Annotated in this window: 15 protein-coding genes; 10 read left to right on the top strand and 5 right to left on the bottom strand. The window is 65.5% G+C overall.

The window, feature by feature from the left end:
- Nucleotides 1-476: 476 nt before the first annotated feature.
- Nucleotides 477-1,007, bottom strand: a complete 531-nt coding sequence (gene rsrA / locus ACO48X_RS06805; protein ID WP_485001345.1) for a mycothiol system anti-sigma-R factor — start codon at nt 1,005-1,007, stop codon at nt 477-479.
- Entirely contained in the window at nt 1,004-1,654 is a 651-nt protein-coding gene (locus ACO48X_RS06800; RefSeq protein WP_485001344.1) for a sigma-70 family RNA polymerase sigma factor, read from the bottom strand. Before ACO48X_RS06800 ends, rsrA begins: the two co-directional genes overlap by 4 nt.
- 365 nt (nt 1,655-2,019) lie before the next feature.
- Here ACO48X_RS06800 and ACO48X_RS06795 point away from each other — a divergent pair, with 365 nt between their 5' ends.
- From ACO48X_RS06795 to ACO48X_RS06760, 8 genes are all read left to right on the top strand, one after another.
- Complete coding sequence (locus ACO48X_RS06795) at nt 2,020-2,508, top strand: DoxX family protein (RefSeq protein WP_485001343.1); 489 nt, start codon at nt 2,020-2,022, stop codon at nt 2,506-2,508.
- 84 nt (nt 2,509-2,592) lie between these two features.
- A complete protein-coding gene (locus tag ACO48X_RS06790; protein WP_485001342.1) occupies nt 2,593-4,161 on the top strand; it encodes a 3-phosphoshikimate 1-carboxyvinyltransferase in 1,569 nt (522 codons plus the stop codon).
- Nucleotides 4,158-5,249, top strand: coding sequence for a ribosome small subunit-dependent GTPase A (gene rsgA / locus ACO48X_RS06785; protein WP_485001341.1), 1,092 nt, complete (start codon nt 4,158-4,160; stop codon nt 5,247-5,249). Before ACO48X_RS06790 ends, rsgA begins: the two co-directional genes overlap by 4 nt.
- 2 nt (nt 5,250-5,251) lie before the next feature.
- On the top strand, nt 5,252-6,121 hold the full coding sequence (locus tag ACO48X_RS06780) for an inositol monophosphatase family protein (protein WP_485001340.1): 870 nt from the start codon (nt 5,252-5,254) through the stop codon (nt 6,119-6,121).
- 3 nt (nt 6,122-6,124) lie between these two features.
- Nucleotides 6,125-6,616: a phosphoribosyltransferase gene (locus ACO48X_RS06775; protein ID WP_485001339.1), complete on the top strand. Its 492-nt coding sequence runs from the start codon at nt 6,125-6,127 to the stop codon at nt 6,614-6,616.
- Nucleotides 6,617-6,750: 134 nt separating this feature from the next.
- Complete coding sequence (locus ACO48X_RS06770; RefSeq protein ID WP_485001338.1) at nt 6,751-7,956, top strand: exonuclease SbcCD subunit D; 1,206 nt, start codon at nt 6,751-6,753, stop codon at nt 7,954-7,956.
- Between the two features lie 53 nt (nt 7,957-8,009).
- Entirely contained in the window at nt 8,010-11,045 is a 3,036-nt protein-coding gene (locus tag ACO48X_RS06765) for an AAA family ATPase (protein WP_485001337.1), read from the top strand.
- 313 nt (nt 11,046-11,358) lie between these two features.
- Complete coding sequence (locus ACO48X_RS06760) at nt 11,359-13,566, top strand: glycoside hydrolase family 32 protein (RefSeq protein ID WP_485001336.1); 2,208 nt, start codon at nt 11,359-11,361, stop codon at nt 13,564-13,566.
- A 176-nt stretch (nt 13,567-13,742) separates the two neighbouring features.
- Here ACO48X_RS06760 and ACO48X_RS06755 read toward each other — a convergent pair whose 3' ends face one another.
- Both ACO48X_RS06755 and ACO48X_RS06750 read right to left on the bottom strand, forming a co-directional pair.
- A complete protein-coding gene (locus ACO48X_RS06755) occupies nt 13,743-14,216 on the bottom strand; it encodes a DUF6912 family protein (protein WP_485001335.1) in 474 nt (157 codons plus the stop codon).
- Between the two features lie 319 nt (nt 14,217-14,535).
- On the bottom strand, nt 14,536-14,700 hold the full coding sequence (locus ACO48X_RS06750; RefSeq protein ID WP_485001334.1) for a hypothetical protein: 165 nt from the start codon (nt 14,698-14,700) through the stop codon (nt 14,536-14,538).
- Between the two features lie 506 nt (nt 14,701-15,206).
- Here ACO48X_RS06750 and ACO48X_RS06745 point away from each other — a divergent pair.
- Complete coding sequence (locus ACO48X_RS06745; protein WP_009200062.1) at nt 15,207-15,413, top strand: helix-turn-helix domain-containing protein; 207 nt, start codon at nt 15,207-15,209, stop codon at nt 15,411-15,413.
- Between the two features lie 671 nt (nt 15,414-16,084).
- Here the strand turns inward: ACO48X_RS06745 and ACO48X_RS06740 are convergent.
- The gene (locus ACO48X_RS06740; RefSeq protein ID WP_485001333.1) at nt 16,085-16,225 is read right to left on the bottom strand and encodes a hypothetical protein; all 141 of its coding nucleotides are present in this window, start codon (nt 16,223-16,225) and stop codon (nt 16,085-16,087) included.
- Between the two features lie 278 nt (nt 16,226-16,503).
- On the opposite strand from ACO48X_RS06740, the gene ACO48X_RS06735 reads away from it, so the two are divergent.
- The coding region (locus ACO48X_RS06735) for an Rv3235 family protein (RefSeq protein WP_485001332.1) at nt 16,504-17,113 on the top strand (610 nt) is incomplete at its 3' end.

Below are 17,113 nucleotides of genomic sequence, written 5' to 3'. Positions count from 1 at the left end.
TTCCGAGCACTTCTTCGAGAAGAGCAGCTGAAGAGGAAACGGAACAGTTAAAGAAAACAGTTAGAGAAGTTATCGAGGGCGACGACGCCAGATAACGACGGCAGCCAAGGAACGCGGCAAACCACATTCTCCACTCGGGCCCAGCAAAGCCGGACGTTCAAAGCCACAGTGTCCGCATCCTCTGGCCTACCCAGGACTCGGCTTCGCCCCAGGTTCTCGTCCACGGTGTCGGGACAACACCACGACGCGGGCGCAGTATGGCAGCGAGCTCTGTCCTATGTCCGCGCCCCGGCCAGAGGTTCTACGCCGCCCCTCCCTGTGCAGCGCAGCGCTACGCCTTCGCCAACCCGCAGACGCTTTACTCCTGCCCCCGGCCTGAAAACCACCGCGGCTTTCAGGCCGTCGCCACCCGCAAACGCTCTACGCCTTCGCCGGCCTGTGGCCGTTTTACGCCGTCGCCAATCTGCAGCGCAGCTTTACGCCGTCGTCGATCTGTATACGGCTATCTGGTTCGTCACCCGCATGCGAAGGCTGACGGGCGCCGATTCGGCGCAGCACGACCTCTTGACGATTTCGCGGACGTGGATTTCCGCCTCGGTCAGCTCCGAGCAGTGGGGGCACGTCTCGCAGTGGCGCCGCAGACGCGCGGCCGCTTCGAGAGGCATTTGAGCGTCGAGCAACTCAAAAAGGTGATCGGCCACCTCTTCGCACGATCCTTCGAGTAAGCTCCCCGGCGCGCCGCACGGGCCGCCGACACCCGCGCCTCGCACGCCTCCGTCGCCGCCCAGCCTGCGGCCGTCGCCGCCTGACCCACGGTCAAGGCCCTCACGCCGATCGCCGACGCCCCCGTCGTCGGGGCTATCGGCCCTGTCGCGAAAGCCGTCCGGCCCGTCGCCGACGCCAGCCCGATCCTCGACGCCGCCGTCCCCAGCGCCCTGCAAGCCCCGAGCCGACTTCGCCCTCAAGATCTCCTCGACGGCCTTCGCTATCTCCTCGTCGCTTCTCATTTCTTCTCCTTCTTGCCATACCCCAGATCCCGCGCATAGTCGGTCAACAGATCGCGCAGCTGCCTCCTGCCTCGGTGAAGCCGCGACATGACCGTCCCTATCGGGGTGTCCATGACCTCTGAGATCTCCTGATAGGAAAAACCTTCGACGTCGGCCAGATAAACCGCGAGGCGGCGATCCTCCGGAAGCTGAGCCAGGGCGTCCCGTATCTCGGAATCCGGCAGATTCTCGATTGCCTCAGCCTCCGCGGACTGGAGTCCGCTCGACGCGTGGGTCGAAGCGTCGTACTCCTGCCAGTCCTCGACTTCCGCCACATCCGCCTGCTTCGGCTGGCGCTGGGCCTTCCGATAGTTCGAGATGAACGTGTTGTTGAGGATGCGGTAGAGCCACGCCTTGAGGTTCGTGCCGGGCCTGTACTGATGAAACGCGGCGAAGGCCTTCGCGTACGTCTCCTGGACCAGGTCCTCGGCGTCCTGCGGATTGCGGGTGAGCCTCATGGCTGCGCCGTAAAGCTGGTCAAGGAACGGAAGCGCCTCGCGTTCGAAGCGACGCGACCTTTCGGCCTGCGTTTCGCCTGCGACGTCGAACTCCGCCGCCCGGTCGGCGTCGGAGCCCTCGGCTTCTGGAGTGGTCGTCTCGGTAGTCATCGTCTCCTAGGGTAGCGGGATTGGCCCCGCTATCGAAGGCAACGCTTCGCGGCGGTTTTCATTCCCGGTCGCTGCGCCCGGTTCGCCCACGGCGCATCTGCTTGCCTGCCGCCCGCCTGCCGGCCTCGGCGGCTTTTCCGTTCGTTTGCCGTCCTTTCGCTGCGGCCGCCACGATTCGCCTCGCACGGCAACATCCCCGGGAATCGCGCTTGTCCGCGGCCGCCAACCCGCATCATGTCCAACGGCCATCCGGCGCCCCGTCTAACGTCCTGCCCTCGTCTCGCCCGGCGTCCGACCCGCAATCCGCGCTTTCGAACCGGCGTGATTACTGCGAACGAGGGCCTTTATGCTGTAGGAATAGACACATGAGTATTCTACGTGCAGTTGCCCGGCCCCTTCTCGCAGCGCCTTTCATCGCGGCAGGCGCCGATGCGCTCGCCCGCCCCAAGGCTCACCGCGAGCGCGCGCAGCGGCTCGCCCCCGTCGCTTCGAAGTTCGGCGTGGAACTGGATGAGACGACGTCGGATTCGGCGACCCGCAGCCTCGGCGCGGTCTTCGCCGTCGCGGGAGTCGCTCTGGCCGCCGGCAAGTTCCCGCGCGCGGCGGGCGCCGTCCTCGCGGCCGCGCAAGTCCCGGTGGCGCTGGCGAACAATCCAGTATGGGCGGGCAAGGGCAAAGACCGCCAGAAGCGCCTCGCCGAGCTGACGGGGCTTCTCGGGGCCGCCGGGCTCGTCGGCGGCGCCCTTCTCGCCGCGGCCGACAGGGACGGCAAGCCTTCCTTCTCCTGGCGCCGCGAGGCCAATCGCCGCCACAAGGAGGCGCTCAAGGCCGCGCGGGCGAATCGGGCGCAATGAGCTTGACGGCAATGGGCTCCGTCTCATTGAGCGACGAAGGCAGCGACGGCGCCGTCCCCTTCGAGGCAGGGAAAGCCGCGCGCCATGACGCGTGAACGTTTCGCGTCGGCGCAGCCACGGGCGCCGCACCCGCTCCCGGCGCAGCAAGCATCCGCGGCGGCACAGCAGTCAGAGCCGCGGCAACCGTCCACGCAGTACTCGTCGTCGCCCGAGCCGCTGGTCGTGTGGACCGCGCCGCAGCCTTCCGGGCCCGTCCGCGCACACGTGAGCCTTCCCGGTTCGAAGTCGCTGACGAACAGGTACCTGCTTGCGGCGGCGCTCGGCGAGGAGCCCGCAGTCATACGTCGCCCCCTCATTTCCCGCGACACCGCATTGATGGCGCAGGCTCTGGCTGCGATGGGGGCGGGAGTCGAAGGCGACGGCGCCGCGATCGTCGTCACGCCCGGCCCGCTGCGGGGCGCGCACATAAACGTCGGCTTGGCCGGAACCGTCATGCGCTTCGTCCCCCCAATCGCCCTCTTTGCGCGGGGGGACGTGGTTTTCGACGGCGACGAGGCCGCGCGGACACGCCCGATCGCCCCGCTCGTGCGGGCGCTGGAGCAGCTGGGCGGCCAGATCGCGCATTCAACGTCCGCCTCAGGCCAGGCCGCCCTGCCGATGACCGTCAAGGGAAAGGGAGTGGTCGCCGGAGGAACGGTCGAGATCGACGCGTCGGGGTCTTCGCAATTCGTCTCGGCGCTATTGCTTGCGGCGCCGCGAATGGAAAGGGGTCTGGACATACGCCACACGGGCCGGCAAATACCCTCGGCGCCGCACATCGCCATGACCGTCGACGTACTGCGCGAGGCCGGCATCGCAGTGCGCGCCATCGACGGTTCCGGCCGGTCCGGCGGACTTTCGCGTTCCGTCGAACCGCCTCCGGGCAACGGATCGGCCGCCCGCGGCGGACTCGGCGCCGAACCCGCCGATCTCCCCGGTTCGCCCACGCGATGGACGGTCGAGCCCGGAATCCCGAGGATCGGTGACGTCACGGTCGAACCGGATCTGTCGAATGCCGGGCCGTTCCTCGCCGCCGCGATGGCGACGGGCGGCGAGACAATCCTCGACTGGCCCGATTCGAGGCAGCCTGGGTCGGCCTATCGCGAGCTTTTTGAAGCCATGGGAGCGCGCACCCGCGCAGCCGACGGCAGGCTCGCCTTGCGCGGACCGGCCACGATCGGCCCCATTGACGCGGACATGCACGACGTCGGCGAGCTTGTGCCCGCGGTCGCCGCGGTCGCAGCCTTCGCCGACGGCCCGTCTGCTCTGCGCAACATCGGCCAGCTCAGGGGCCACGAAACCGACCGTCTGGCGGCCCTCGTCGCAGAATTGACGAAGGTCGGCGCGAAGGCGCAAATCGAAGGCGACGACCTTCTCATCGAGCCGGGCCCGCCGAGGCCCGCGACGATCGAGACCTACGCCGACCATCGCATGGCCACCTTCGGGGCGATCCTCGGGCTGCGCATTCCCGGCCTGAGAGTTGCGAACATCGAGACGACCGCCAAAACATTCCCCCAATTCGTCGACATGTGGGAAGACCTCGCGGCGGGCGCCGAGGACGTCGCACCCGCCCCGCTCGGCGACATCTTCGGACACGCCGGGCTCAAGGCATGAGGCGGGACATCGGCACCGACGACCCGCGCGTGAGGGTCCGCCCCGGCAAGGGGTCGCGGCCCCGCACCAAGATCCGCCCCGACTATTCGTCGGCCAGCACAGCGGAGGTTGTGGGCGTCGATCGCGGCCGCTATCGCCTCGCGCTCGCCGAGGGCCTCGCCGTCACCGCGGTCAAGGCGCGCGAGCTGGGCCGCGGCTCCGTCGTCGTCGGCGATCGAGTGCGGGTGACGGGCGACGTTTCGGGGAAAAAGGACACCCTGGCCCGCATCGTCTCGGTCGAGGACCGCACCTCCCGGCTTCTGCGCAGCACCGAGGAGGGAAACGGCCGCGAGCGATGCATCGTCGCCAACGCCCAGCAGCTCGCGATCGTCACGGCCCTGGCCGACCCGCCGCCGAAAACCGGAATGATCGACCGCTGCCTCGTCGCCGCCTACGACGCCGGGATGGAGCCGCTGCTGGTGCTGACCAAGGCCGACCTCGCCTCCCCGGACCGGCTCCTCGATTCTTACGGGGCGCTGGGTCTGCGCGCCGTCGTCGTCGACCTGGGGTCCCGCAAAGTCTTGGAGGCTCGCAGGCTCGAGGAGGACGACGCCGAGGTCAGCGGGCTGGAGGAAGGAGACGCCGAGGCCAGCGGGCTGGAGGGCGACGCCGAGGCCAGCGGGCTGGAGGCCCTTCGAAAGGCGCTCGCAGGCGTCGAAACGGTGCTGGTCGGCCATTCGGGAGTCGGAAAATCGACCCTCATCAACGCTTTGGTGCCGGACGCCGATCGGGCGACGGGAGAGGTGAACGCGGTCACCGGAAAAGGGCGGCACACGTCGACGTCGGCGGTCTCGCTCGCCCTGCCCGGCGGAGGGAGGATCATCGACACGCCGGGGGTGCGCAGCTTCGGTTTGGCCCATGTCTCGCCGCAGGATGTTCTCAGGGGATTCACCGACCTCGCCGCGATCGCCGAGAACTGCCCACGCGGTTGCGAGCACGGATGGGATTCCCCGGAATGCGCGCTGTCCGAGCAGACGGATCTGAGGCTCATTGCACGAACGGCCTCTTTCCGCCGGCTCTTGGCCGCCTGCACCGAGGATTGGAGCTGAGAATGTCCCTCACCCGCGTCAACGACGACCTCGCCTTCGCGAGCTCGATCATCGACCGCGTAGACTCCGTGACGCTTCGCCGCTTTCAGGCCGAAGACTTTTCCGCCCGGACGGAGGAGGGCCTTTCCCCCGCGATCGACGTCGACAGGGAGGCGGAGCGAATCATCCGGGCCATGCTCGGCCGCTCGCGCTCGCGAGACGCCATCTACGGCGAGGAGCACGGCGGAATTCTCCTGCGTTCGGCCAGGCGTTGGATCATCGACCCCATCGACGGAACGAAGAACTTCGCCCGCGGGGTCCCCGTGTGGGGAACGCTTTTGGCGCTGGAAGAAGAAGGCGAGATCGTCGTGGGCATCGTTTCGGCGCCCTCGCTCGGCAGAAGGTGGTGGGCGGCCAAGGGCGTCGGCGCGTTCACGGGCAAGAGCTGGGTGGGCGCACGTCGGCTCCGCGTCTCGGAAGTCTCCGATTTGGCGGAGGCCTCGATGTCTTACTCCTCGCTCAAAGGCTGGGCGGACCGCGGCCAGCTTCGCGCGTTTCTCCGCCTCGCCCAGCGCGTGTGGCGCTCGCGAGCCTACGGGGACTTCTGGAGCTTCATGCTTGTCGCCGAGGGCGCCGTCGACCTGGCGTGCGAGCCGGAGCTGGAGCTGTTCGACATGGCGGCCCTCGTTCCCATCGTGACCGAGGCCGGCGGCTCCTTCACGTCGCTGCACGGCGAACCCGGCCCGTGGGGAGGCTGCGCCCTCGCCACCAACGGCGCGCTCCACCCCGAAGTTCTTGAGATACTGGGGTCCATTCGCGACGAGGACGCCGTGGGCGAAGGCGCGCCGAGCCTCAACGCGCCAGCCGGACAGAGCCAAAGCGGGCATAATTGACGCATGACCGACGAGCGCGAAATACTCACCTGGGATGAATTCGGGGCAGCCTGCCGCGACCTGGCCGGCTCCGTGTGGGATTCGGGTTTTCGCCCCGACATCATCGTGTGCGTCGCCAGGGGCGGCCTCCTTCCTGCGGGCTCCATCGGATACGCCCTGGACATCAAGAGCCTGCTCGTGCTCAACGTCGAGTTCTACACGGGAATAGGAACGACGCTCCTCGATCCCCGACTGGTCGATCCCGTTCCCGACAACCACGGAATGACCGGGAAAAAGGTGCTCATCGTCGACGACGTCGCCGATTCGGGGCGAACCCTCAAATTCGTCCACGAGATCTGCGAGCAGTATGCCTCCGAGATCAGGACGGCCGTCCTCTATGAGAAGCCCCGAACCGTCCTCAAATGCGAATACGTCTGGAAGCGGACGGACCGCTGGATAGCCTTCCCTTGGAGCGCGCTCCCGCCGGTCAACGCCCAGGGCAACTCCGAGGCTTGAAAGTCCGTTCAGCCCCTTGAAACGCCCTCCTGCCGCCCCTTGACGCGCCGAAGCGGGCCATCCACGCTCCGGCGGTCCGGGCAGCTCGAAGAGCCCGCCCGAAAAGCGTCGGAGGTCCCCGATAGGTTGACTCCATGCTCGTTCTGCACACGTCTGATTGGCATTTAGGCCGCAGCTTCCACCGGGCGGACCTCTCGCCCGCCTTCGAGATGTGGAGCCGCCACGTCGTCGACCTGGTCAAAGAACGTCGGATCGACGCCGTCCTCATTTCGGGCGACGTTTACGATCGCGCCGTGCCGCCGACGTCTGCAGTCGAGCTCTTCGACCGCACGCTGGCCGAGCTCGCCGAGCTGACGACGGTCGTCCTCACGTCCGGAAACCACGATTCGCCTCAGCGTTTGGGGTTCGGATCCTCGCTCATGCGCCCGAACGTCCACATCCGCACAGACGCCCGCCGATGCGGGAGACCCGTCGAAATCGCCGGAAGGGACGGCAACCGGGTTTTCGTCTACCCCATTCCCTATCTCGACCCCGATGTCGAACGACGGCGACTGGCGCCTTCCGGTCCGACGTCGGGCGACGGCGGCGCCGAGCCTCTCGGGCGGTCTCACGAAGCCGTCCTCGCCGCGGCTCTCAAGCTCGTCTCAGCCGACATCCGCTCGCGCCCGCAGGACGCCGGGGCGTTCATCGTCATGGCCCACGCGTTCATCTCGGGCGGAAAACCGGCCGACTCCGAGCGGGACATTTCCGTCGGCGGAGTCGACAGCGCCCCGTCGGGGCTTTTCAGGCTCGGCGAGGACGGTCCGGGCCCGCTTTCCTACGTGGCGCTCGGCCATCTGCACTCGCCGCAGCGGGTGGGAAGGCCTGGCGACCCTCCTATGCGCTACTCCGGATCGCCCGTGGCGTTCTCTTTTTCCGAAACCGCGCCGAAAAGCTCGGTCCTTCTCCACATCGACGGCAATCGGGTCGAAACCGAGACCGTTCCCGCCCCTGTGTGGCGCGAGGTCCGCACATTGGCCGGCCGCTTCGAGGATCTTTTGGCCCAAGCCCCGCGCGAGCCGACCGACGCCTTCTTCCGAATCGTCGTCACGGATCCGAGCAGGCCGGCGAATATGGCCGCCCGGATCTACGGAGCCTTTGACAACGTCCTCGAGCTCCGCCACACGCCCGAGGGCGGCCTTCGCTCGCAGGAGCGGGCCGATTCCATCGCCGCGATGGCACCCCTCGACATCCTTTCTTCCTTTATGGCCGCCTCGGGCAACCGAGACCTGACCGACGAGGAACGCGCTATCCTCGCGCAGACGTGGGAAGCCGCCCGTCTGGAAGGGAAACGGCGATGAAATGCGAACCATGAACGGCGTGAAAGGCAAGCTCCCATGAAAGGAGAGCGTCAATGAGGCTTAGGCGACTGGCCGTCTCGGGCATCGGCCCCTTTGCGGGCGCATTTTCCATCGACTTCGACGCCCTCACAGCGGGAGGGCTGTTCTTGCTGGAGGGGCCCACGGGCTCGGGAAAGTCGACGATCATCGACGCCGTCGTCTGGGCGCTCTACGGCGGCGTCGCCGGAGGGAAGGATTCGACGGACGCCAGGATGCGCTCGACGCACGCCAGCCCTTCTCGCGAGTCTTTTGTCGATCTCGTCTTTTCCGTCGAGGCGGGAACCTTCCGCGTCCGCCGCACGCCCCAGTGGACCAAGGCCGGAAACAAAAATCCGACGAACGCGTCGGCCAAGCTGTGGCGGCTCTCCGAAAGCGCGGTGGAGGCTCAGCAGTTCGACGCGGGCGAGATGCTGGAGGACAAGCCCGCGGGAACCGGCGCTGAAATTGCGCGCCTCGTGGGACTCAGCCGCGAACAGTTCCTTCAAACGATCGTGCTCCCCCAAGGGAAGTTCGCCGACTTCCTCACATTGGATTCGACCAAGCGCACCGCTTTGCTGGAGCAGGTCTTCGACACGTCCGCCTATAGGCGGGTCGCCGAACTGCTCAAGGAAAGGGCCTCGGCGGCGCAGTCAAAAGTCGATTCGGCCCGCGGGGAATGGGCGTCGTCCGTCGAAAGCTTGGCAACGGCTCTCAGTCTCGAAGGCGAGGCAAAGGCCGAGCTGACGGAAGCCGTGAACGCCGCCGGGGATCCGGCAGACGCGGTCCGGACGGCGGCGCTCGCCGCAGCCGCCGTGCTCCGAGCCAAAGAAGAAAGCGAGTCAGCGGAAGAAGAGTCCGCGCTCGCGTCGAAGCGAGCCCGCGAGCGAGCCGTTGCGGCGCAGGAGGCGGCCGAGCTCGCCTCCCGCCTTCAGAAACGCTCGCGGCTTCTGGCCTGCCGTGACCGCTTGCGCGCGGAAGAATCCGAGATCGACGGGCTCGACGAATCTCTCTCAGCCCACGCCCTCGCCGCCGGCGTCGCCCCTTTCCTGGCGGCCCTCGACAGGGCGAAGGCCGAGCTCGGCCAGGCCGAACGGCGCTTTGCGCTCCTCGACGCCTCGGATCGTTCGCCGCGCGACGTCGACGCGGCGACCCTGGAGTCGCAGACCGAGCTCCTTGAGGCCATGACCTCCCTCACCGGCCGTCTCACAGAGCTGGCCGCCGTGGAAAAGGACCTCGCATCCTCGCGACGGGAACGGACCGCTGCGCACGAGGCCCTCCGGCGCGCACAGGAGAAAGTCGGGGCCGCACGGGCGCAGTCCGCCGCGCTGCCGCAGACGATCCTTCAGGTCGAGGAAAGGCTGGCCGCCGAAGAGGCGGAGGCTTCGCGCATCGAGAGCCTGGAATTGGAAGCCGAGTCGCTCACAAAGGCTGCGGCGCACTTCGCCGATCTGGACCGTGCGCGCTCCGCGTCGGAGAAGGCGAATGCGGCCGTCGCGCAGACCGCCGCAGCGTTCGAGGAGGCCCGTCTGCTGCGCGACGAACAGACGCTCGCGTGGACGGCTTCGATGTCGGCGATCATCGCGGGCGGGCTTTCCAAGGGCGAGGCCTGCCCGGTCTGCGGTTCGACCGAGCATCCCGCTCCCGCGCCGCCTTCGAGCGTCAAAGCGACTCGGGAAGACGTCGAGGACGCGGAAGAGGCGGCAGCAGCAGCCCGGGGGATGCTCGCCGAGGCGGAAAAACGCGCCGTGCGGGCCCAGGCCGAGATCGCGGCCGCCGAAGCGGATCTGAAGGGCCTCACGCGAGAGTCCGTCGCCTCGGCGCTCAAACGGACCGGCTCCGAGCTCGCGTCGGCCCGTCGCGCGCAACGCAAAGCCGGGGCAAGCAGGGGCGAGCTGAAAGGCCTGCGAGAGCGCTTCGAGGCCGCAGGAGCGTCCCTTTCCGCCGCCCAAAGCGAACAGGCGGCCGCCGAAGCCAAAATCGCCGGCCTCGATGCTGCCGTCGAACGGGCGCAGGCCAGAATCGGCCCCGAACTGGCGGGCTACGAAACGATATCCGAGAGGCTGAAAGCACATGTCGAGCGGGGGAACTCCCAGCGTCGCCTGGTCGAGGCCGTGCGGGAACTGCTCGGCGCACGAGGGCAGCTCGACGCGCGGGAGGCGGAATTGTCCGCAGCCTTGTCGGAGGCGGGATTCGCGGATGCCACAGCTGCGCGCAAGGCGTTCATGCCGCGTGAGGCCGTCGACGCCGCGAAAGCCCGAGTGGCCGAGCATCGGCAGGCCTCCCACGACGTCGCCCGTGACCTTGCCGCGCCTGAAATCGCCGAGCTGACGGGAGAAGAGGCGCCCGACGTCGAAGGAACCGCCCGCCTCGCCGAGGAGTCCGCCGAAATCTCCAGAGCCGCCCAAAGGAGGGCCGCGGTGGCGAACGCGCGCAGTCTCGGGGCGCAGGCCCAGCTCGACGTCGTCTCCGAAAGGGAAAAGGCGTGGGCCAGGCTGCAGAGCTCGGCGGGTCCCGTCGTGCGCTTGGCCAATCTCGCCAACGCCGGAAGCGATTCGATCACGAAGATTCCGCTCGCGACTTTCGTCGTGCGCCACAGGTTCGAGCAGATCCTCGACCGCGCCAACGAGCGGCTCGCCGACATTTCCCTCGGCAGGTACCAACTCGCCCGCAGCGACGAAAAGGAACGCGGCTCGCGCGAGATCAAAACCGGTCTCTCCGTGACGGTCATCGACCGCGACGGGGAGACCGACGGCGCCGCCAGACGGTCTCCCCGCAGCCTTTCAGGAGGCGAGACTTTCTACGTCTCGCTTGCCCTCGCGCTCGCCCTCGCCGACGTCGTCCGCGCTGAAAATGGCGGAATAGCAATCGAAACCCTGCTCATCGACGAGGGATTCGGCTCCCTTGACGAGGACACCCTCGGGCTCGTGATGTCGACGCTCACGGGCCTTGCAAGGGACGGACGGGCAGTCGGCCTGGTCAGCCACGTCGCCGAGATGAAAAAGATGATCGCCGAACGCGTGACGGTCAGGCCCGTGGGCAACGGCTCGTCAGGCGTGGAGGTCCGCTGCTGAAGTGTCCATTGTCACTGCAGGCGCGGGGCGCGCTGGTCCACGGGCCTGCGCGCGGCGGGCAATCGGCGGCTCACGCGGGAGAGCCCCGCTTCTTTCGCCTCGCGGGATGCGCAAACTCGCGCTCTCCCGGGGAAACCGCGCTTCGTCCGCCCCGGCGCCCCGGGTCCGTCGTCCGGCGGCGGCGCCTTCACGCCCTGTCCTCACGGACGCTTCCCGGAGAGTTTGGCTTTTCGCTCAATCCGGCCCCTTTCCCAATTCGCCCGCGAGTACTAATGTAGAAACGTCCATAACAACTACCTGGGAAGAACAAGTTGTGAGATCTTTTAAAAAAGAGCCGCGCGCCGCCCTGTCGCTCGCGGCCGCCTTCTTGCTTCCGTTCACGAGCGCAGGATGTTTTTCAAGCGAGGGCTCCTCCCGTCCCGCTTCCGCGACATCGTCTTCCCGGGTACAGACCGGACAAGCCGAGGGGTCTTCGAACCGGTCGGGCTCGACGCCGTCGGCGGGGGCTTCCGCCTCGCCCAACCCGGAGGCCGCAAGCGCCCAGACCCCCGCAAACTCCACCGTCGTCTCCCCTCCCGTGGACGCAAACGATCCGTGGCGCCCCCTCGCCCACTACACGCCCAAGGGCAACTGGATGAACGATCCCAACGGGCTCGTCTACCACAAGGGCGAGTACCACCTTTTCTACCAGTACAACCCGAAGGGGGCGGACTGGGGGAACATGTCGTGGGGGCACGCCGTATCCAGCGACCTCGTGCATTGGAAAGAACAGGGAGTCGCCATACCCGGAACCGACCAGTACGGCGTCTTCTCCGGATCCGCCGTCGTCGACGCCCGCAACACGTCGGGATTCGGGACCTCGGACAATCCCCCCATGGTCGCGATTTGGACGCGCAACGACAACGCGAGCGGCATCCAGTCGCAATCGCTGGCCTATTCCACGGACAACGGCCGAACATGGAACCTTCACAACGGCGGAGCCCCCGTCTTGGACGTCAAATCGAAGAGCTTCCGAGACCCCAAGGTTTTCTGGGACGAGAAGGCGAAACGCTGGACGATGGTCTTGGTCAAGGCCGACGAGCACAAGGTCTCTTTCTACTCGTCGCCCAACCTGAAGGACTGGAAGTTTGAGTCCGATTTCGGGCCGGTCGGAGACGTCTCTTCCGTTTGGGAGTGCCCCGATATCTTCCCCATGAAGGTCGAGGGCGAAAACGACAAGACCCGATGGGTCCTCACGGTCAACACGTCCCCTTCCGCCCAGTATTTCGTAGGCGACTGGGACGGCAAGACGTTCAAGGCCGCCTCCTCCGGCGTCTACACCGGCAAGGAGGGCAAGACTCTTGCGGATTTCGAAGACGACGGGTACGGCTCGTGGACGGCGTCGGGCTCGGCCTTCGGAAACGGGCCTTCGCATGCGACAGGCGGCGACATTTCCGGGTACGTCGGCTCGGGATACGTCAACAGCTACGGATCGGGCGATTCCGACACGGGAACTCTGACGTCCCCCGAGTTCACGATCAACGCCAATCGCCTCAATATGCTCATCGGCGGCGGAAGCCACCCCTACAGTTCGGTGGAAGGATCCCAGCACACGTCGGTCAACGTCGTCGTCGAGGGCAAGGTGGTCGCCACCGCGACGGGCAACGACAGCGCAAAGATGTTCTGGCAGAGCCTCGATCTGAAGAAGTGGCGGGGAAAGAAAGCCCGCGTCGTCATAGAGGACAAGAACACCTCGAGTCACTGGGGCCACCTCACGGTCGACCAGATCGTGCTCTCCGACACGCCCGCATTCAACGAGTCCGTGCCGAAAGTCGACTACGGACACGATTACTATGCTTCTGTCACGTGGGAAGGTGCCCCCGACGGCAAACGCTACGCCATCGGCTGGATGTCGAATTGGACGTATGCGAAGGAAGTTCCCACGAAAACATGGCGCTCGGCCATGAGCACCGTGCGCGAGCTCAAGCTCCGCAAGGCAAACGGCAAGGAACGCCTCGTGTTTGCCCCCGTTTCGTCCCTCAATTCGCTGCGGGCCGGAAGTGAATTCAAGAAGTCCGACGTGACGATCGAGCAGGGCACGACGCCGCTCGACGCGGCAGCCTCAGGGAAATCCCTTGACATCTCTCTGACCCTGGATCCCCTCAAGGCGAAGGAGAGCGGAATTTCCGTCTTGGGAGACGCCACGCAAGACGCCCGCGGCAAAACGCCGGGAACGAGAATCGGCTATGACGCGGCGAAGGAGCAGATTTTCGTCGATCGATCGAACTCCGGCGAAGTCGGATTCTCTCCCGCCTTCCCGGGGCGGAGCGTCGCGGATTTCAAACCCGGAAAAGACGGCCTCGTCCATTTGCGGGTGATCGTCGACTCCTCGTCCGTCGAGGTATTCGCCGACGATGGCAAGCTTGTCCTCACCGAAACGGTCTACCCCGCTGCTGGCGCGGACAAGGTGTCGCTTTTCGCCGCGGGAGGCGAGGCCAAAGCCCGCAGTCTCAGCGTCTGGCATTTGGGTTCTTACCGCTAGGGGCAGGATCTCAACTTGGGCGCGGCCGACTCGGCGCCTCGTCCGCAGACGGTTCGCGCGTCCGGGCCCAATCGGCCCAGCGCCGCGCCCATTGGGCACAGGTCTGCCAAACGACTTTTCCGGGGCAGCGCATCTTCGGCGGCTCAGTTGCCGGGCTTAGACCCAGCCGATCCGATTCAGCCGAAGTACTCGATAAGCCGGCCTCGTTCCTCGACGTCAAACCACATGAGGTCTTCGTCGTCCGTCACGCGCTCAAGCGCGGCTGCGTCGCCGCCGATGGCGAGGACGACGTCGTTGGCGGCCTCTGCATCGTCGACGTGAAAAGAAACGACGTCCTCCCATCCGACCGGTTCAACAAGCTGCAAGGCGGTCGGGAGGATATCGTCCCCCTCGATGTGAGCCGTCTTTTTCTCTTCGATTTCGGCGGCTATCACCACTCGAAGGGGATAGACGGTTTCCCCGCTGGCCGCCAACGCCGCCAACACGCGCAACGACTCGTCGGTCGCGGCATTCATGGCGACGGCTTCAAGCACTTCCTCGACGTCGCCCGGAAGAAGGTCCCGCAACTCGTCGGTGACGGCGTGCACGGTTCGGGGAAGGAGAGCGTCTCGCCCGATGTCCACGCCCGTCGCAGGAATATAGATTCTCACGGCGCCATACTAACGACACATGGCGAATAATATCTCGAAGCGCCCTCGTACGGCGTTTCTTTTTCAACGATTGTTTCTGAGACTCGATGGATGTCTATCTGCCATCTCGGAACGTGCTCGCCCTGAAGCGCCCGAGTGCGGCCACTCGCATCAGAAGCATTCCCCTGCCTCTGTTTTCGAAGCGGAAAGAGCCGCTTCATTCGCCGCAAACGACTTTCTTCCGCAACCTCGCCGGCCTCCATCAAACGTCTGACGCCAACGGGGTTGGCTTGGCCGACGCACAAAGGAACGTCTGCGCACTCCACCAGAACGCAACTCGTCACGGCATTTCCATCGTCGTCTCCCCTGCCGCCGTCCACGTATCGAATCGCTCGGCTTCCACATATCGAATCGTTCGGCTTCCACGTATCGGATCGTTCGGCGCAGCACGATCGACGACGACCGCCCCCGTCAAATGCGGGCCCGCCTCCACGCCGGTGCGCAACGCATCAGAGTTTGACGCGCAGTGCAGGCGCCGCGGAGGCCGGAATCAGAGACATCAGGGGAACAAGGAACCTCATTCTGCCCTTTTCGCTGCGCCTCTTAGCTCCGATCGATGCGACCCTTCGCCAGAAGCCCTCCCTCCTCGACCGATTTTCCGACACCCTATTTTGTGGAAGGCCCCACATACGACGCGGCCAACGCTTCATCAATCTTCATAACGTCAAGATCAGCCTTAGAAATCGCAGTCCCGGAGGTGATTGTCAAACGAGCCCGGCAAACCGGGACTTTCTCCGGGCCAGACAACCCGAATGCGCCGCCCATCCCCGAAAACGCAACAAGGAAGAAATCCGACCCCCAATCGCGGATCGCGCCATCGTGTCGTCATTTTCGATTTCCTTTCTCATGTGAATGCGTCTATCATCGCAAAAACGGCGATTGCCCTGAAATAGTTATCCACACCATTGTGGATAACTCCCATTCGGAGCAAAACTATGTCACAATGTATCTATGGCTAAGTTTCTAACTATTGCAGATGTTGCTGAATATCTAAACGTTTCCGTCGGCCAAGTCCGCACGTTGATCAAGACGGGCGAACTTCCCGCAATCCAAGTGGGCGGCCGCGGCCAATGGCGCATCGAAGACGACAGGCTAAACGAATACATCTCGCGTGGATACGCAAACACGCGTGAAAAGATCGAGTCGTCGCGTCACTGATCCCCCACCAACCAACAACTAATCTCGTAGGTCAACCCTTAGTACCGCCTGCAGATTGATGCATGTACGTCCACTCAGGGTATCGACGTCTATGAAGTCACGCCCAACCGAGCCAGAACTCCCAGGCGGAGCCCTTCACGCGTTCTACATGCAATAAACCGTCCGTCGGCATAACGGCGCAGACCCGAGGTCAAGCCGAGCTTATGAGCGACCCCGGGTCTCGCCTCGACGGCGACGGGCAGATTCACAACCGCCCTCATCGCGCAAAGCCGCGCGATGGCCGGCCCCGTCGCCGTCGCTCCCGCCGTTGCCCTTCCGCGCACCTCTCCAACCCCACCCTCAGAGTCCCTTACAATCAACGTGACATCCTGTCCTACGTGTGCGTATAATCTATCTGCAAGGGTAGTCGTCGCCTCCCCACCGTGTCGCAAATCAACCTTTTCCCCACGGAATACCGGCGAATATCCGCACCAATGCGGCTTTCAACGTCAGCGGCGACCGCTCTCCGAGAGTCGTTCACAGGGCTAAACTAGCTTGCGGAACTACAAGTTTCATACCGTGCATACTTTGCAGACTTCAAACAAAAGTCAATGCAAACTATTCACATATAAGAATACAAAACAAACTTTTTAAGGCTAGAAAAGGTTCAAAATGCGTCACTCACCGACCGCTTACACCTTATGCGGATTTGCCAGCGCGTGGACGGCAGCCGTTTCACGGGCGACGCCGATCCCGCGAATCGGCACGGGCACGCCGTTGAGCAGCCCGAATTTCCGCTTGGCCTCCATCGCCTTCTGCGCGAGCGCGGCCACGTTGGCCTGCGCCTGGCTCGTGATCTCCTATGTGGAGCTTGCCCATGCCCGCCGAGGAAGAAGAACCGCCTTCGTCGCCTTTGCTCGAAGATTCGGCTTTCCCCCGGTCAAACGCACCGTCGGCCTGTTCGGGGTGGGCGCGGAGCTTTTCCCGGTCGCGGCTCACACAGGCATCGCGTCCCACACCCGGCGTCCGTGTGGGGCGAATTGCAGACCGCTCTCCTCCTCACCCCACCTCCTTCGCCCGGCCAAGCCCTGAAAGCACCCAAGGATCCGCAATGAGCACCCTCGCCACAAAGTCCCCCGGACCGGCAAACGTTCCGGACCGGGGAAAGCCTGTCATCTCGACGGAGTCTCCTAAGTCGGCTGAGCTTTTCAGCTCAACGAGAGCCCCCGTCTCCGCAAAGTCTCCCGGACGGGCAAAGGCCGCCGGCTCGGAAGAGCTTGCCGGGCCAATCGTCGTCGGGCGTCCGCCCGCCCAGCTGCTCGCGCCTTCGCCGACTCCCGAAGAACGCATTCCAGGCTCCTTTCCCCACACGACTCCGGAGCGTCCGTGGGATCGTCTGTGCGTCGCGGCACGGAAGCCGTCCAAGACCACGTGGGACGAAGAAGGGCCTCAGCTCGACGCCGAGCTTCCGCCCGATGCGCCGAAAGGGACCTCGCTGATCGGGTCGATTGTCATTCTTGTGGTGGAAGTGCTCCTAGGGCATCGCCCGGCCACCGCTCTCAGGCACTGGCTCACACCGGAGGTTTACGGGCCCGTGGCGCGCAGGGCGGGCCTCGCGATCCGAATCAAGGGGCGGGCGCCGTGGACATGCCGTCCCCGCATCCTGAAAGTGCTGGCGAACAAACCCCTCGCCCGCGTCATCGAAGCGGCGGCGGCCGTCT

The sequence above is a fragment of the Peptidiphaga sp. genome (assembly GCF_057238965.1).
The sequence above is the reverse complement of the archived record's forward strand: the minus strand, read 5'-3'. Positions and strand labels throughout refer to the sequence as shown.

Excerpts from the sequence above, each read along its gene's own strand:
- rsrA (WP_485001345.1), bottom strand. The coding sequence starts at position 1,007 with ATGAGAAGCGACGAGGAGATAGCGAAGGCCGTCGAGGAGATCTTGAGG.
- ACO48X_RS06800 (WP_485001344.1), bottom strand. The coding sequence starts at position 1,654 with ATGACTACCGAGACGACCACTCCAGAAGCCGAGGGCTCCGACGCCGAC.
- ACO48X_RS06795 (WP_485001343.1), top strand. The coding sequence starts at position 2,020 with ATGAGTATTCTACGTGCAGTTGCCCGGCCCCTTCTCGCAGCGCCTTTC.
- ACO48X_RS06790 (WP_485001342.1), top strand. The coding sequence starts at position 2,593 with ATGACGCGTGAACGTTTCGCGTCGGCGCAGCCACGGGCGCCGCACCCG.
- rsgA (WP_485001341.1), top strand. The coding sequence starts at position 4,158 with ATGAGGCGGGACATCGGCACCGACGACCCGCGCGTGAGGGTCCGCCCC.
- ACO48X_RS06780 (WP_485001340.1), top strand. The coding sequence starts at position 5,252 with ATGTCCCTCACCCGCGTCAACGACGACCTCGCCTTCGCGAGCTCGATC.
- ACO48X_RS06775 (WP_485001339.1), top strand. The coding sequence starts at position 6,125 with ATGACCGACGAGCGCGAAATACTCACCTGGGATGAATTCGGGGCAGCC.
- ACO48X_RS06770 (WP_485001338.1), top strand. The coding sequence starts at position 6,751 with ATGCTCGTTCTGCACACGTCTGATTGGCATTTAGGCCGCAGCTTCCAC.
- ACO48X_RS06765 (WP_485001337.1), top strand. The coding sequence starts at position 8,010 with ATGAGGCTTAGGCGACTGGCCGTCTCGGGCATCGGCCCCTTTGCGGGC.
- ACO48X_RS06745 (WP_009200062.1), top strand. The coding sequence starts at position 15,207 with ATGGCTAAGTTTCTAACTATTGCAGATGTTGCTGAATATCTAAACGTT.